The organism is Streptomyces sp. TLI_146, from assembly GCF_002846415.1.
GTDB lineage: Bacteria > Actinomycetota > Actinomycetes > Streptomycetales > Streptomycetaceae > Streptomyces.
Map to the genome: position 1 here is coordinate 7,505,373 of NZ_PJMX01000001.1, position 14,109 is coordinate 7,519,481.

Below are 14,109 nucleotides of genomic sequence, written 5' to 3' on the forward strand. Positions count from 1 at the left end.
CCACATGACATGACCTGGCAGATGGGAGTCCGAAGCATGAGAGACACCAACGAAGCTGCACGCTTGGCGCAGTACCGGCGTTGCGAGGTCTGCAAGGAGCCCGGCGCCGACACCATCACCCGTATGTTCGTCGCCGACACCGGCGGTGACCACACCAGCTACGCGCACGCCGACTGCGCCAAAGTGGCCGGGGCCGGGGTGATCACGCCGTGATGAATCAGGCCGCGCGAACCGTCACCGACTGGCTCGCCTCCGCACACCCCGCACCCGCCCAGGCCCGTCGCGAATTCGACGTAGGTATCGCCCTCGTGCCGACCGGCGAGAAGTTCGACGCGATCCGCCTGCCCGCGCCCGTCGTCCACGCGGCCGCAGGCAGCGAAGACCCCGACGCCGTCGCCGCGTCCCTCGCCGAAACCCTCCCCGGCGGGGCCGTCATCCACGACGCGTACGGCATCGGCGTCTGGTACTACGCCCTCGTACCGCCAGGCACGTACGCCAACTGGCAGGCGCCAGGCGTCGAGTGCCTCCGTCCAGGGACGTGGCTCGGCGTGCCCCGCCCCGACCTCACCGCACGACCCGGCCCCCACTGGGCCCTGCCACCCCACACGGCCGCCAGCGTCTGCGCGGCCCAAGCCGTCGCCGACCTGGTGACGCGCGGGCAGAACAGTCTGCGCCGGACACCGGCATCGACACCGGAGCGGACGCCATGAGGTCCGTGATCCGGTACGCGGAATGGACGCTCGGCCCGGACACCACCCCCGGCGCCTCCGCACCCGTCTACGCCATGGAGTGCACCACTTGCCTCGACACCTCCCCGCCCTCCGACACCCGTGACGGGCCGGAGGACTGGGCGATCCGGCACACCGCACGGCACCACGATCACGCCGGATTCCGGGCCGTCGTGACGTCGTTCGGCCGGGTCACTCCGGCGCCGGGCAACCCGTTGTACGAGCAGCAGTCGCCCCGTTGAGCGCCCGCCTCGCGTCCCCCGCCCCGGACGGTGTATCCGGTCCCCGCCGTACCGACTTCGGCCAACCGCCGGACCGGGGCACCGGTGGTTCTGCAAGGATGCCGAACGCGATGAGCGATCCCTCGAAGCAGCAGCAGCCGCAGCAGCCCGCCGAGCGTCCGGTCCCGACCAGTGCCGACGTGGCCCGACTGGCCGGAGTCTCGCGTGCGACGGTGAGCTATGTACTCAACAACACCTCGGCCGTACGCATCAGCGAGCCCACCCGCCTACGGGTCCGGGAGGCCGCCCAGGAGCTGGGTTACGTGCCGCACGCCGCCGCCCGCAGCCTGCGTGCCGGACGCACCCGGATCGTGCTGCTGCCCAGCGGGCACATCCCGGTCGGACCGCTCTACAGCCGTTTCCTCAACGAGCTGCAAGGGGCGCTGCGGCGCCTCGACTACACGGTCGTGCAGTACAGCGGCCTCGGCCTGGGTGCCGACGACGCGGCCCGCGCCTGGGCCGAGCTGCGGCCGGTCGCGGTCATCTCGCTGGCCGAGACCGAGCTCACCGCCCAGGGCGTCGAGCTGCTGAAGCGGTCGGGGGCGCGGGCGGTCATCACGCTGGGCCCGCACCGTGTCGAGGGCGCGCACTCGCTGCTGATGGACCAGCGCGAGATAGGCAGGTGCGCGGTCGGCCACCTCCTGGAGCGCGGCCACCGCCGCATCGGCGTCGTGGTGCCGTCCGAACCGGGCCTGGAACTCTTCTCCACCCCCCGCCTGGCGGGCGCGCGCAAGGCCGTCGCGGGCACGGACGCGGTGGTCGAGCCGCTGGAGCTGGCGTACGAGGAGGAGGCTGCGGCCGGACTGGCCCGGCGCTGGCGGGGGCTGGGTCTGGACGCGGTGTTCGCGTACAACGACGAGTACGCGATGCTCCTGATGCGCGCCCTCCAGGACGCGGGCGTGGACATCCCGGCGGAGGTGGCGATCGTGGGCGCCGACAACCTCCTCCTCGGCAACCTCCTCCGCCCCCGCCTGACCACGGTCAACATAGACATGGTCGCGGGCCGCCACCTGGCGGAACTGGTGGACGCGGCGGTACGCGACCCGTCGGCGGTGGGGGAGCGGAGGGACCTGATGGGGGCGACCTTGGTGAGGCGGGAGTCGAGTTAGCGCGACTTGTCCATACCCCTCCGTTGTGGACGCGCCTTCCGGTCGGTAATGAGCCTTGTCTTTTACGGGGTGCAGGGGCGGAGCCCCGCCGGGGTCCGGGGCGGAGCCCCGGAAGCGCCTGGGGCTTGCCCCAGCCATCTCCCCCAGCCGCCCGCAGGGCTTTCGGGAAGGGGCGGGGTGGGGGAAATTCCGCCCCCGCGAACGGAGTGGCACCGCACACCCCCCGCCCCCACCCCCCTACCGTCCCCCCATGCACCCCTCCCGCTTGGTCATCCTCATCGTCCCCTCCCACGTGGAAACCCGCGGCACCGCCTCCGTAGCCGACAGCGCCGTCCGTTCCGCCCTCGTCGAGGCGACGGGCGAGACCGGCGAGACGGGCTACCCCCGCTACGCCGGCCACGGCATCGTCGCCGACATCGACCCCCGCACCCGTACCGTCGAGGCCCTCCTCGTGGACGGCGCCGAACTCGACTACGGCCTCACCGCACTCATCGCCCCCGAAGAGTGACCGGGCGCCCCCGACACCCCCAGCACCGCAAGATCCGCCGAGATCCCCGCCGCTGCGGCCCGCAGCTCCGGGAGCAGCGTCCGCAGCATCTCCTCCGGGCGCCCACGCCCCGCGTGCTGCGCCACGTTCACCGCCGCCACCACCCGCCCGCCCGCCCCGCGCACCGGCACCGCCAGCGAACGCAGCCCGACCTCCAACTCCTCGGCCACCAGGGCGTACCCGTCGGCCGCGCACCGCTCCACGATCCTGGTCAGCCCGGCCGCGGACGTCACCGTGTTCGGGGTCAGGGCGGGCAGCCCGTCGGGCAGCGGCGGGCGTTCCCCCGGCGCGAGAGCGGCGAGCAGCACCCGCCCCATCGACGTCGCGTACGCCGGGAACCGCGTCCCCACCGTGATGTCGATGCTCATGATCCGTACGGTCGGGACGCGTGCCACATAGCGGATATCGGCCCCGTCGAGCACGGCCATCGACGCCGACTCGCCGGTCCGCGCCACCAGGCGCGCCAGGTGCGGCCGGGCGACCTCGGCGGGTCCGAGCGCCGAGAGCCGGGCACAGCCCAGTTCGAGGACCCGGGGGAGCAGCCGGAAGCGGTGGCCCTCAGGACCGCCGCGCTCCACATACCCCAGCTCCACGAGGGTGAGGAGCGAGCGCCGCACGGTGGCCCGCGCCAGGCCGGTCGTCTCGGAGACGGCCGTGAGCGTCAGGCCCTCGCCCCGGTCCGCGCCCAGCGCGCACAGCACCGCGAGGCCACGGGCCAGGGACTGCAGGAAGTCCGGCCCCAGCTCCCGCTTGAGAGCGCCGGACGCGTCGACGAACGCGGCGCCCTGCATCGGATCCGCCCCCGCCACCGGATCCGCCCCATCCACCACGGTCCGCTCCGCGAGCGCCGCCTCCATCGCACCCCCCGCCTCCCGCAGCCGGGGCAGCACCGCTTCCCGCAGGGACCGGGGGCTGTGCCTGCTCGTATGGCTCGCCACGCTCACCGCGCACACCGTCGCGCCCGCCCCGTCCCGTACCGGCACCGCCACCGCGATCAGCCCCGGCTCGATCAGCTCCTCGTCGAGCGCCCACTCCAGCGCGCCGTCGGCGAAGAGCGCGCCCGGCGCGCAGCGGTCGGCGGGCAGCAGGTCGCCGACGCGGAAGGCGAGCGACATCGTGCGGCGGCGGGCGGCGGTCCGCAGGACGACGCGGACGCCGTCGCCGTCGGGCACGCCCACCGAGACGGACTCGTCCAGCTCGTCCGCGAGCCGTCCCACCAGCGGGCCGAGCGCCGCCGGGATCCCGCTGCCGCGCAGATAGGCGCCGGACAGCGTCATCAGGCGCGGCGCGAGCGCCACGTCCCGGCCGTCCACGCGGACCAGGCCGAGCCGGTCCAGGGTCGCCACCACCCGGTCGACCGTCGCTCGGGGGAGCCCGGTGGCCCGTACGAGCGTGCCGCGGTCCGTGCCCCGGTCCGGGTCGTACGCGGCGAGCGCGCGCAGCACCGCGAGGCCGCGTTCCAGCGGGCCGACCGACATGTCTGGGGACACGGGTCCTCCTGGGGCCGTTGACAGCGCGCCGCGGGCGGGCCGAGACTCGGGACTGATTGTGAACCAAAGTTCACTGGGCGAACAGAGTGCGTCGGACCGAAGGCGTCGCGCACCACGCGGGCACGGCCGACCGAGCAGCGGGAGAGAACCGATGAGCATCCGGGACGTGTACATCGTCGACGCCGTGCGCACCCCCATCGGCAAGTTCGGGGGCGCGCTCGCCTCGGTGCGGCCCGACGACCTGGCCGCGCACGTGGTGAAGTCGCTCGTCGGCCGCTCCCCGCAGCTCGACCCGGCCCGTATCGACGACGTCTACTTCGGCGACGCCAACGGCGCGGGCGAGGACAACCGCGATGTGGCCCGGATGGCCGTGCTGCTCGCCGGGCTGCCGGTGTCGGTCCCCGGCGTCACCGTCAACCGCCTGTGCGGTTCGGGCCTGGAGGCCGTCATCCAGGCCGCCCGCGCCATCGCGGTCGGCGACGCGCACATCGCGGTCGCGGGCGGCGTGGAGTCGATGTCCCGCGCCCCATGGGTGATGCAGAAGCCCGAGCGCGCCTTCCCGGCCGGTCACCAGCAGCTCTTCTCGACCACGCTCGGCTGGCGGATGACCAACCCGAAGATGCCCGCCGAGTGGACGGTGGCGCTCGGCGAGGGCGCCGAACTGATCGCGGACCGGCACGCGTTGACCCGTGAGCAGCAGGACGCGTTCGCCCTCGACAGCCACCGCAAGGCCGCCGAGGCCTGGGCCAAGGGGCTTTACGACGGCGAGGTCGTCCCGTACGAGGGCGTCGACCTCGCCCGTGACGAGTGCATCCGCGAGTCGTCCTCCATGGAGGCGCTCGCCCGGCTCAAGCCCGCCTTCCGCGAAGGCGGTTCGGTGACGGCGGGCAACTCCTCGCCGCTCAACGATGGCGCCGCCGCCCTGCTGCTCGTCGACGAGGAGGGGCTGCGCGCCACCGGCCGCGAACCGCTCGCCCGGATCCGCACCTCCGCCGTCACCGGGATCGAGCCGCAGCTCTTCGGCCTCGGCCCGGTCGAGGCGGTGCGCACCGCGCTCGCCAAGGCGGGCAAGGGCCTCGGCGACCTGAGCGTCTTCGAGCTCAACGAGGCTTTCGCGGCGCAGTCGTTGGGGTGTCTGGCCGAGTGGCCGGAGCTGGATCCGGCCGTCGTGAACCCGCGCGGCGGCGCCATCGCCATCGGCCACCCGCTCGGCGCCTCGGGCGCCCGCCTCGCCGGGGCGGTGGCCCACCAACTGGCCGCCAAGGGCTCGGGCGTGGGCCTCGCCGCGCTCTGCATCGGCGTGGGGCAGGGGCTGGCGCTGGTCCTGGAGCGCTAGGCGCTCCGCTGGGAGTGCGGTGATTCGGCTGTGGGTTGTCGGTGGCCGGCCGCGCAGTTCCCCGCGTCCCTTTGGGGGGCCGGTAGTCCGCTTGGGAGACCCGTATCACGAGTGACGGGCGGGACATTTGTTCGTGCGGCCCCACTAGGATGCCGCACGGGACTTCCCCGCGATCATGGCTTCCCCTCGGTCATCGCTCTCGATCACGCGTGAGACTGGAGATCCTTCATGACCCTGCTCGACCCCAAGACCTGGCAGGCGCGGACGCTGTCGGGGGTGAGTACGAGGTCACCGAGCCCGCCACCGGAGAGGGCCTGGGCACGTACACCCTGGCCACCGCCGACGACATCGCGGCAGCCGTCGCGGCGGGCCGCGCGGCCCAGCCCGGCTGGGCGCGCTCCCCGCACTTCGCCCGTGCGGCCGTACTGCGCCGTGCGGGCGACCTGTTCACCCACTATGCCGACGAGCTGCGCGAATGGCTCGTACGGGAGTCCGGCTCGATCCCCGGCAAGGCCGACTTCGAGCTGCACGTGGCCGCCCAGGAGTGCTACGAGGCAGCCGCGCTCGCCTCCCGGCCGCTGGGCGAGGTGCTGCCGAGCGAGGAGCCGAGGCTCAGCTTCACCCGGCGGGTGCCGGTCGGGGTGACCGGGGTCATCGCCCCGTTCAACGCCCCCCTCATCCTCGCCATCCGCTCGGTCGCGCCCGCCCTCGTGCTCGGCAACGCCGTGATCCTGAAGCCCGATCCGCGCACCGCCGTCTGCGGTGGCTTCTCGCTCGCGGCGGTCTTCGAGGAGGCGGGGCTGCCCGAGGGGCTGCTTCACGTACTGCCGGGCGGTGCCGAGGCCGGGCAGGCCCTGGTCGCGGACCCCGGTGTCCCGGTGATCTCCTTCACCGGCTCGACCGCCGCCGGGCGCAGGGTCGGCGAGGCCGCCGGGCGGCTGCTCAAGCGCGTCCACCTGGAGCTCGGCGGGAACTCCGCGCTGGTCGTCATGGAGGACGCCGACATCGAGGGCGCGGTGGCGCAGGCCTCCTGGGGCTCCTTCTTCCACCAGGGCCAGATCTGCATGACCACCGGCCGTCACCTCGTCCACGCCTCGCTGTACGAGGAGTACGTGGAGCGGCTCGCCGCGCGGGCCGACGCACTGGCGGTGGGCGACCCGTACCGCGAGCAGGTACACCTCGGGCCGGTCATCGACCGGTCCCAACTGGCCAAGATCCACGGCCTGGTGGAGGCCAGCACCGCGCGCGGCGCCCGGCTCGCGGCGGGCGGCACCCACCGGGAGCTGTTCTACCGCCCGACCGTCCTCGCGGACGTCGACGACCACATCCCGGCGTACGCGGAGGAGGTGTTCGGTCCGGTGGCGCCGGTCCGGCCGTTCCGGAGCCTCGACGAGGCCGCGGCCCTGGCCGCCGACGGCCCGTACGGGCTCTCCCTCGGCATCGTCACCCGCGACACCGCGCTGGGCCTGGAGCTCGCGGACCGCATCCCGACCGGCATCGCCCACGTCAACGACCAGACGGTCAACGACGAGGCGGTGGCCCCTTCGGCGGCGTGGCGGCGTCCGGGACGGGGGCGAGGTTCGGCGGTACGGCGAACGTGGAGGCATTCACCGAGCTGCGCTGGACGACGGTACGGCGGGAGCCGGCGACGCACGGTTTCTAGGAGGACATCGCGGTCCGGGGCAGGCCGTACCCCCTAGGGGCGCGGGGAACCGCGCGACCTCCACGCACGGTCCGCGGCCGACCAACTGCCCCACCGGCGGAGCGCCTACGCTGACGCGGTGCACTCAGTGATCAGCGGCTTTCTCCCCATCTGGGTCCTGACATGCTGCGGCTGGGCCGCCGGGCGCTACCAGGTGCTCGGCGCCCAGGCCCAGGCGCAACACGTGCTCGGAAGGTTCGCGTTCACCTTCGCCATGCCGTCGCTGCTGTTCCTGACGATGTCCCGCTCGCACCCGGGCGACCTGGCCCGCCCGGGCGTGGCCGTCTTCGCCGCCAGCCTGCTCACCGTGTTCGCGGCCGGACTGCTCGTCAGCCGCTGGATGTTCCGCCGCAAGCGCGGCGAACAGGCGATAGGCGCGATGGCCGCGTCCTATGTGAACTCCGCGAACCTGGGCATCCCGGTCGCCGTGCACGTCCTGCACGACACCTCGTTCATCGTCGCCGCCGCGCTCTTCCAGATGCTCTTCATCACGCCGCTGATCCTGGTCCTGATCGAGCTGGACGTACGCAGGGCAGGGCGCGAGCGGTGGACGCGGATCCTCCAACTCCCGTTCCGCAACCCGGTGATCGGGGCATCCGCGCTGGGGCTCACGGTCGCCGGGCTCGGGCTGCGACTGCCCGAGGAAGTGGTCTCGCCGCTCCAGATCCTCGGCGGCGGCGCCGTGCCGGCCGCGCTCTTCGCGCTCGGCATGTCGCTGAACGCGCGTGTACGGCCCGACGCCGACGGCCGGACCGAGCGGCTGATCCTGGTGGGGCTGAAGGTCGCCGCGCAGCCCCTGCTCGCCTACGCGCTGGGGCACTGGCTCTTCGGGCTCGACGGGCACGCGCTGTTCGCGGTGGTGCTGTGCGCCGGACTGCCGACCGCGCAGAACGCCTTCATCTTCGCGTCCGAGTACTCCCTGGACACGGAGCTGCCCAGGGACACCGTGCTGCTCTCGACGCTCCTGTCGATGGTGTCCCTGTCGCTCATCGCCTGGCAGCTGGGCTGAGGCTCAGGACGAGCGGGCCGACCCTACTGCGCCTTGTTGGCCTCTTCCACCGACTTGCGGACCTCGTCCATGTCGAGGGCGCGCGCCTGCCTGATCACGTCCTCCAGTGCCGCCTCCGGCAGCGCGCCGGGCTGCGAGAAGATCGCCACGTTCTCGCGGACGATCATCAGCGTGGGGATCGAGCGGATCTCGAACGCCGCCGCCAGCTCCTGCTGGGCCTCGGTGTCCACCTTGGCGAAGACCAGGTCGTCGTGGCGCTCGGAAGACGCCTCGTAGACCGGGCCGAACTGCCGGCAGGGACCGCACCAGGAGGCCCAGAAGTCGATCAGGACGAAGTCGTTGTCCGACACGACCTGGTCGAAGTTCTCCTTGGTCAGCTCCACAGTCGCCATCACGCACTCCCTCTTCCTGGCCTCACCGTGAAGCCGCTTCGCACAACGGCGGCCGCCGTCGTGGTATTCCGGATGTTTTCCGCTGACTCACGGCTGCCCCTGTGGCTCCGGGGTACTCCCCGCACCAGACTGTGCGTATGACGGAAGCCCTGGAATACGACGTGGTGGTGCTGGGAGCGGGACCGGTCGGCGAGAACGTCGCCGACCGGGTGCGGGCGGCGGGCCTGAGCGCCGCCGTGGTGGAGAGCGAGCTCGTCGGCGGCGAGTGCTCGTACTGGGCGTGCATGCCCAGCAAGGCGCTGCTGCGGCCGGTGATCGCCCGCTCGGACGCGCGCAAGGTGCCCGGCCTGCGCGGGAGCGTGGCGGGCCCGCTGGACGTGCCCGCGGTCCTCGCACACCGCGACGAGTACGTCTCGCACTGGAAGGACGACGGCCAGGTGCGCTGGCTGGACGGCATCGGCGCGCACCTCTACCGGGGCCACGGGCGCCTCTACGGCACCCGCAAGGTCAGCGTGACCAGCCCCGAGGGCGAGCACCACGTGCTGACCGCCCGGCACGCGGTCGCCGTGTGCACCGGCAGCCGCGCGGTCGTGCCCGACCTGCCCGGCATCGCCGACGCCAGGCCCTGGACCAGCCGCGAGGCCACCAGCGCGCAGGAGGTGCCGGGGCGGCTCGTGGTCGTCGGCGGGGGAGTGGTCGGCGTCGAGATGGCGACGGCCTGGCAGGCGTTCGGCGCGCAGGTGACCGTGCTGGTGCGCGGTGACGGGCTGCTGCCGAAGATGGAGCCGTTCGCGGGCGAGCTGGTCGCCGAGGCGCTGAAGGAGGCGGGTGCCTCCGTCCGTACGAACGTGTCCGTCTCCGGGGTCGTACGGGACGGCGGCACCGGCCCCGTCACCGTCCTCCTGGACGACGGCGGGCGCATCGAGGCGGACGAGATCCTCTTCGCCACCGGCCGGGCGCCGCGCACCGACGACATCGGCCTGGACACCATCGGGATGGACCCCGGCTCCTGGCTGCCGGTCGACGACTCCTGCCGGGTGGCGGGCAGCGACTGGCTGTACGCGGTGGGCGACGTCAACCACCGGGCGCTGCTGACCCACCAGGGCAAGTACCAGGCGCGGATCGCGGGCGCCGCCATCGCCGCGCGCGCGGCGAAGGTGCCGCTCCTGGAGACCGACCCCTGGGGCGCCCACGCGGCGACCGCCGACCGCGCCGCCGTCCCCCAGGTCGTCTTCACCGACCCCGAGGCCGCGTCGGCGGGGCTGACGCTCGCCGAGGCGGAGGCGGCCGGGCACCGCGTCCGGGCCGTCGACCAGGACCTGGGCGGCGTGGCGGGCGCGGGCCTGTACGCCGACGGCTACCGGGGCCGCGCCCGGATGGTCGTCGACCTGGACCGCGAGGTCCTGCTCGGCGTCACCTTCGTCGGCCCCGGTGTGGGCGAGCTCATCCACTCCGCGACGATCGCGATCGCGGGCGAGGTCCCGATCGGACGGCTGTGGCACGCGGTACCGGCGTACCCCACGATCAGCGAGGTGTGGCTGCGCCTGCTGGAGGCGTACCGCGACCAGTAGGAGCGGGCGCCGGGGTCAGCGCTCCTCGAAGACGAGGTTCTCCGGCGGCTCGGTCATCCGGACCGTCTGATCGGCGACGTCCACGACCGTCGACAGGGTGGTGAACTGCCCCTTGGACACGATCAGGACGCGATCGGGCCGCTGGTCGAGGAAGGCCTTGAACCCGGCGAGCGAGGGGTCCCCGGCGCCGAGGACCAGATAGTCCGCGAGCCGCCGGAACAGCTTCGGCAGCACGACCGCGCTGTCGGTGAGCGAGAGCAGACCGTCGATCTTCGCGCCGCTCGTGGTCAGGTCCACCGGCCACAGCCCGTTGGCGGCCGTGCGCGCCTCCTGCACCGCGGCCGTCATCGCCGCGCGCAGCTCGACGAACAGCTTGGTGTAGTACGTCGGATAGGCGAGCCCGTCCGCCAACTGGGCGAAGTTGGCGGTCTGCTGGAGCAGCGCCGCGTCGACGAAGTGCTGCTGGCCGCTGGGACCGGGCGCCGGGCCGCGTCCCGCGATGGCCACACAGCGCCCGTGCAGGTCCGCGCCCCGGGTGAGGACGAACCCCGGGGCCCGGTCGGGCTCGGAGGCGGTGACCGTGCCGTGAGCGTCGCGCTCGACGCCGGTGAAGCCGAGCCAGGCGGTGAGCGCGTCGGCCGCCCGGTCGGCGAACGGCGGGGGCTGGTGCGTCTCGCGGCCGTGCGCCGGGATGTAGTGCGTCTCCAGGGTGTCGATGCCGTCGAGCCGCAGCTGGGCGCCGCCGGTCCGGTTGCGCTGGACGCGGTGCGGCCCGGGCACGAGGTCCCACTGGGCGGGGTCGGCCGGGTAGAAGCGGACGGAGTCGCCGTCCGGGCGGGCACCGGTGATCCGGTACGTTCCTTCGATCACGAGCATTCCCACGACGGCCTCCTCAGCGTGCACACCGGGCACCTCCAGCATCCGCCGCGCAGCCGCCGGGGGCGCCCGTACGGCGCGATACTTACGGTCCGCCGGGCCCCGGCGCGCACAGGACCGTACGCCGTTGCGCGTACGCCCCGTCCGCTCCGGCCACCACCTCGTCGAACGCGTGCGAATCGGCCGGGCCAGGGGCACGGCAGGGCCTCGGTTCGCCCGTACGGCCCTCCATCGGTAATACTCACCGCATGACTTCACGCATTACGGGCTCGGGTGGCGAGGCCGTGCGGATCCGGCGTGCGGTGGCGCGCGACGCCAAGCGCCTCACCCGGCTCGTACGGTCCTCGCGGGCGTACGAGGGCCCGTACGCCGCGATGGTCGCGGGCTACCGGGTGGGACCCGACTACATCGAGACACACGAGGTGTACGCGGCGGCCGGCGCCGACGACCGGCTGCTCGGCTTCTACGCCCTGCTGCTCGCCCCGCCCGAGCTCGACCTGATGTTCGTCGCCGACGACGCCCAGGGGCTCGGCATCGGGCGCCTGCTCATCGCGCACATGACGGACCGGGCCCGGGCCGCGGGGCTCGACCGCGTCCGGGTGGTCTCGCACCCGCCCGCCGAGGGCTTCTACCGCAGCGTCGGCGCGCTGCGGACCGGCACGGCCCGCGCGAACCCGCCCGCGGTGATGTGGGACCGGCCCGAGCTGGAGATCCAGATTCCCTGACCGGTCCCGGACCGGCTCAGCCGAGCGGCACCCCGACCTGGCTCCACGCCTTGGTGACGGCCTGGAGCTCGTCGCCGTCGCCGAACAGGGTGCGGGCGGTGGCGACGGTGAGGCGCCCGAAGTCGGCGAACTGGGCGTCGCTCGCCAGCTCCCCGCCGGTCAGCGTGGAGTACCAGATCTTCCCGGCCCGCTCCCAGGCGTTGCCGCCCAGCGCCGTGGCCACCAGGTAGAACGCGTGGTTGGGGATGCCCGAGTTGATGTGCACCCCGCCGTTGTCCCGGCTGGTGCGCACGAAGTCGTCCATGGTGGCGGGCTGCGGGTCCTTGCCGAGCTGCGGGTCGTCGTACGCCGTGCCCGGCGCCTTCATCGACCGCAGCGCCTCGCCGTGGATGCGCGGGCCGAGCAGACCCGCGCCGATCAGCCAGTCGGCCTGGTCGGCGGACTGGCCCAGCGCGTACTGCTTGATGAGCGAGCCGAAGACGTCCGAGAGCGACTCGTTGAGCGCGCCCGACTGCCCGAAGTACTCCAGGTTGGCGGTGTACTGCGTGACGCCGTGGGTGAGTTCGTGGCCGATGACGTCGACCGGGATGGTGAAGTCGAGGAAGAGGTCGCCGTCCCCGTCGCCGAACACCATCTGCTCGCCGTTCCAGAAGGCGTTGTCGTACTTCTCGTCGTAGTGGACGGTCGCGTCGAGCGGCAGCCCGGCGTCGTCGATGGAGTGCCGGCCGTACGCCTTGAGATACAGCTCGAACGTGGCACCCAGCCCGGCGTGCGCCCGGTTGACGGTGGCGTCCTTGGACGGCGTGTCGCTCTCGGAGTGCACCTTGCGGCCGGGCAGCGTCGTCTGCGTCCCGGCGTCGTAGATCGTGCGGTTCGGCTTGTCGGACGGCGTGCCCGTGGGGGGCGTGATGCCACGCACGGTGGTGATCCGGCGCCGGGTGCGCTGGAGCGCGTCGTGCTCCAGGGTGCGGCGGGCGGGCTCAAACATGGCGGGGTCCTCGGCCTGCGCGAGCTTGTCGAGGACATGCGGCGGGACGATCGTGCAGAACACGGTGTTGGTCTCCATGCCGAGCAATGTGGCACAGCGTGACCGCTTCGGTGATGCCTGTAGTCGAGTTGGCCGAAAATCGGTGGCGGAGTCGGAACGCCCGCTTCTACGGAGCGTGACGGTGACCCCTCAACCGACCGATCAGAGCCAGCCGTTGCGGCGGAACCCGCGGTGGATGGCGAAACAGGCGACGGCCATGACGGCGAGTGCGAGGAAGTACCCGTACTTCCAGTGCAGTTCGGGCATGTGGTCGAAGTTCATGCCGTAGATCCCGCACACCATCGTCGGCACCGCGACGATCGCCGCCCATGCCGTGATCTTGCGCATGTCCTCGTTCTGGGCCACGGTCACCTGCGCCAGATGGGCCTGGAGGATCGAGTCGAGCAGCGCGTCGAAGGAGCCGATCTGCTCGTTGACCCGGGCCAGATGGTCCGAGACGTCACGGAAGTACGGCTGGGTGTCCGGGCCGATGAGCGGTATCGGTCCGGTGGCCAGGGCCTGGAGCGGGCGGGTCAGCGGGGTCACCGCCCGCTTGAACTCCAGGAGTTCGCGCTTGAGCTGGTAGATGCGGCCCGCGTCACCGCGCCCCGCGGTATCGCTGAACACGGCGGTCTCCACGGCGTCCACGTCGTCCTGCATGGCGTCGATGACCACGAGGTAGTCGTCGACGACGTGGTCCGCTATGGCGTGCAGCACCGCCGCCGGGCCCTTGGCGAGCTGGTCGGGCGTCTCCTCCAGGGCCTCGCGCAGCGGGCCGAGGGAACCGTGCCTGCCGTGCCGCACGGTGACCACGAAGTCGGGCCCGGTGAAGATCATCAGCTCCCCGGTCCCGACGACCTCGCTGGTCGCGGTGAGCTCCTCGTGCTCGACGTAGCCGACGGTCTTGAAGACCGCGAACAGCACGTCGTCGTACGGCTGGACCTGCGGGCGCTGATGGGCGCGGACCGCGTCCTCGACGGCCAGCGGATGCAGCCCGAAGAGCTCGGCGATCCCGGCGAACTCCTCGGCGCTCGGCTCGTGCAGCCCCACCCACACGAACCCCTCCTTGGCCCTGCGCACCCGCCGTACGGCCTCCTCCACCGGGCAGTCGCCGGGCTGGCGCACCCCGTCCCGGTAGACCACGCAGTTCACCACGGCGCTGCCGAGCGGCGAGCGGGCCGGGTGGCTGAGGTCCACCGTGCGGCGGTAGGCGCGGCGGACCGCCCTGCGGAGGTTGCGGATCATGGGCACGGCTGGGCACTCCTTCGGCGGATCGGCGGCCAGTGTGCCATGCGCGGCTCAACGGCCGGTCGGGA

14 protein-coding genes and 1 pseudogene are annotated in these 14,109 nt (G+C 72.9%); 10 read left to right on the forward strand and 5 right to left on the reverse strand.

The genetic code is table 11. The annotated features are described in order from the left end of the window. The first annotated feature begins 36 nt into the window (after nt 1–36). From BX283_RS40845 to BX283_RS33400, 5 genes are all read left to right on the forward strand, one after another. Nucleotides 37–213, forward strand: coding sequence for a hypothetical protein (locus BX283_RS40845; RefSeq protein ID WP_180357323.1), 177 nt, complete (start codon nt 37–39; stop codon nt 211–213). Further along, nucleotides 213–710: a hypothetical protein gene (locus tag BX283_RS33385; RefSeq protein ID WP_101391147.1), complete on the forward strand. Its 498-nt coding sequence runs from the start codon at nt 213–215 to the stop codon at nt 708–710. The genes BX283_RS40845 and BX283_RS33385 overlap by 1 nt, the downstream gene beginning before the upstream one ends. Beyond that, nucleotides 707–970 carry a hypothetical protein gene (locus BX283_RS33390; protein WP_101391148.1) on the forward strand — a complete coding sequence of 88 codons (264 nt, stop codon included), beginning with the start codon at nt 707–709 and terminating at the stop codon, nt 968–970. Before BX283_RS33385 ends, BX283_RS33390 begins: the two co-directional genes overlap by 4 nt. Nucleotides 971–1,080: 110 nt before the next feature. Further along, nucleotides 1,081–2,118 (forward strand): LacI family DNA-binding transcriptional regulator, encoded by a 1,038-nt coding sequence (locus BX283_RS33395; RefSeq protein WP_101391149.1) that lies wholly within the window; start codon nt 1,081–1,083, stop codon nt 2,116–2,118. A gap of 250 nt (nt 2,119–2,368) precedes the next feature. Beyond that, nucleotides 2,369–2,626, forward strand: a complete 258-nt coding sequence (locus BX283_RS33400) for a hypothetical protein (RefSeq protein ID WP_101391150.1) — start codon at nt 2,369–2,371, stop codon at nt 2,624–2,626. On the opposite strand, the gene BX283_RS33405 is transcribed toward BX283_RS33400, so the two are convergent. Beyond that, nucleotides 2,590–4,143: an IclR family transcriptional regulator C-terminal domain-containing protein gene (locus BX283_RS33405; RefSeq protein WP_101391151.1), complete on the reverse strand. Its 1,554-nt coding sequence runs from the start codon at nt 4,141–4,143 to the stop codon at nt 2,590–2,592. The two genes, BX283_RS33400 and BX283_RS33405, sit on opposite strands and share 37 nt — an antisense overlap. 163 nt (nt 4,144–4,306) lie before the next feature. Between BX283_RS33405 and BX283_RS33410 the strand changes: the two genes are divergently transcribed. From BX283_RS33410 to BX283_RS33420, 3 genes and pseudogenes are all read left to right on the forward strand, one after another. Then, the gene (locus tag BX283_RS33410; protein ID WP_101391152.1) at nt 4,307–5,491 is read left to right on the forward strand and encodes a thiolase family protein; all 1,185 of its coding nucleotides are present in this window, start codon (nt 4,307–4,309) and stop codon (nt 5,489–5,491) included. A 228-nt stretch (nt 5,492–5,719) separates the two neighbouring features. After that, nucleotides 5,720–7,154, forward strand: a pseudogene (locus tag BX283_RS33415) (benzaldehyde dehydrogenase). 118 nt (nt 7,155–7,272) lie between these two features. Beyond that, a complete protein-coding gene (locus tag BX283_RS33420) occupies nt 7,273–8,202 on the forward strand; it encodes an AEC family transporter (protein ID WP_101391153.1) in 930 nt (309 codons plus the stop codon). A 23-nt stretch (nt 8,203–8,225) separates the two neighbouring features. On the opposite strand, the gene trxA is transcribed toward BX283_RS33420, so the two are convergent. Beyond that, complete coding sequence (trxA, locus tag BX283_RS33425) at nt 8,226–8,594, reverse strand: thioredoxin (RefSeq protein ID WP_101391154.1); 369 nt, start codon at nt 8,592–8,594, stop codon at nt 8,226–8,228. 137 nt (nt 8,595–8,731) lie between these two features. Between trxA and BX283_RS33430 the strand changes: the two genes are divergently transcribed. Beyond that, entirely contained in the window at nt 8,732–10,165 is a 1,434-nt protein-coding gene (locus BX283_RS33430; RefSeq protein ID WP_101391155.1) for an NAD(P)/FAD-dependent oxidoreductase, read from the forward strand. A gap of 15 nt (nt 10,166–10,180) precedes the next feature. Here the strand turns inward: BX283_RS33430 and BX283_RS33435 are convergent, their stop codons facing one another. After that, on the reverse strand, nt 10,181–11,068 hold the full coding sequence (locus tag BX283_RS33435) for a nuclease (RefSeq protein WP_306822832.1): 888 nt from the start codon (nt 11,066–11,068) through the stop codon (nt 10,181–10,183). Nucleotides 11,069–11,289: 221 nt separating this feature from the next. On the opposite strand from BX283_RS33435, the gene BX283_RS33440 reads away from it, so the two are divergent. After that, on the forward strand, nt 11,290–11,766 hold the full coding sequence (locus BX283_RS33440; RefSeq protein ID WP_101391156.1) for a GNAT family N-acetyltransferase: 477 nt from the start codon (nt 11,290–11,292) through the stop codon (nt 11,764–11,766). Nucleotides 11,767–11,782: 16 nt separating this feature from the next. On the opposite strand, the gene BX283_RS33445 is transcribed toward BX283_RS33440, so the two are convergent. Further along, entirely contained in the window at nt 11,783–12,832 is a 1,050-nt protein-coding gene (locus BX283_RS33445) for a M4 family metallopeptidase (RefSeq protein ID WP_101391157.1), read from the reverse strand. Between the two features lie 123 nt (nt 12,833–12,955). Then, nucleotides 12,956–14,038, reverse strand: a complete 1,083-nt coding sequence (locus BX283_RS33450; RefSeq protein WP_101391158.1) for a magnesium and cobalt transport protein CorA — start codon at nt 14,036–14,038, stop codon at nt 12,956–12,958. Nucleotides 14,039–14,109: the final 71 nt, after the last annotated feature.

Coding starts and splice junctions, on each gene's coding strand:
- BX283_RS33385 (WP_101391147.1), top strand. CDS start 213: ATGAATCAGGCCGCGCGAACCGTCACCGACTGGCTCGCCTCCGCACAC.
- BX283_RS33430 (WP_101391155.1), top strand. CDS start 8,732: ATGACGGAAGCCCTGGAATACGACGTGGTGGTGCTGGGAGCGGGACCG.
- BX283_RS33400 (WP_101391150.1), top strand. CDS start 2,369: ATGCACCCCTCCCGCTTGGTCATCCTCATCGTCCCCTCCCACGTGGAA.
- BX283_RS33440 (WP_101391156.1), top strand. CDS start 11,290: ATGACTTCACGCATTACGGGCTCGGGTGGCGAGGCCGTGCGGATCCGG.
- BX283_RS33395 (WP_101391149.1), top strand. CDS start 1,081: ATGAGCGATCCCTCGAAGCAGCAGCAGCCGCAGCAGCCCGCCGAGCGT.
- BX283_RS33410 (WP_101391152.1), top strand. CDS start 4,307: ATGAGCATCCGGGACGTGTACATCGTCGACGCCGTGCGCACCCCCATC.
- BX283_RS33390 (WP_101391148.1), top strand. CDS start 707: ATGAGGTCCGTGATCCGGTACGCGGAATGGACGCTCGGCCCGGACACC.
- BX283_RS33405 (WP_101391151.1), bottom strand. CDS start 4,143: ATGTCGGTCGGCCCGCTGGAACGCGGCCTCGCGGTGCTGCGCGCGCTC.
- BX283_RS40845 (WP_180357323.1), top strand. CDS start 37: ATGAGAGACACCAACGAAGCTGCACGCTTGGCGCAGTACCGGCGTTGC.
- trxA (WP_101391154.1), bottom strand. CDS start 8,594: ATGGCGACTGTGGAGCTGACCAAGGAGAACTTCGACCAGGTCGTGTCG.
- BX283_RS33445 (WP_101391157.1), bottom strand. CDS start 12,832: ATGGAGACCAACACCGTGTTCTGCACGATCGTCCCGCCGCATGTCCTC.
- BX283_RS33450 (WP_101391158.1), bottom strand. CDS start 14,038: ATGATCCGCAACCTCCGCAGGGCGGTCCGCCGCGCCTACCGCCGCACG.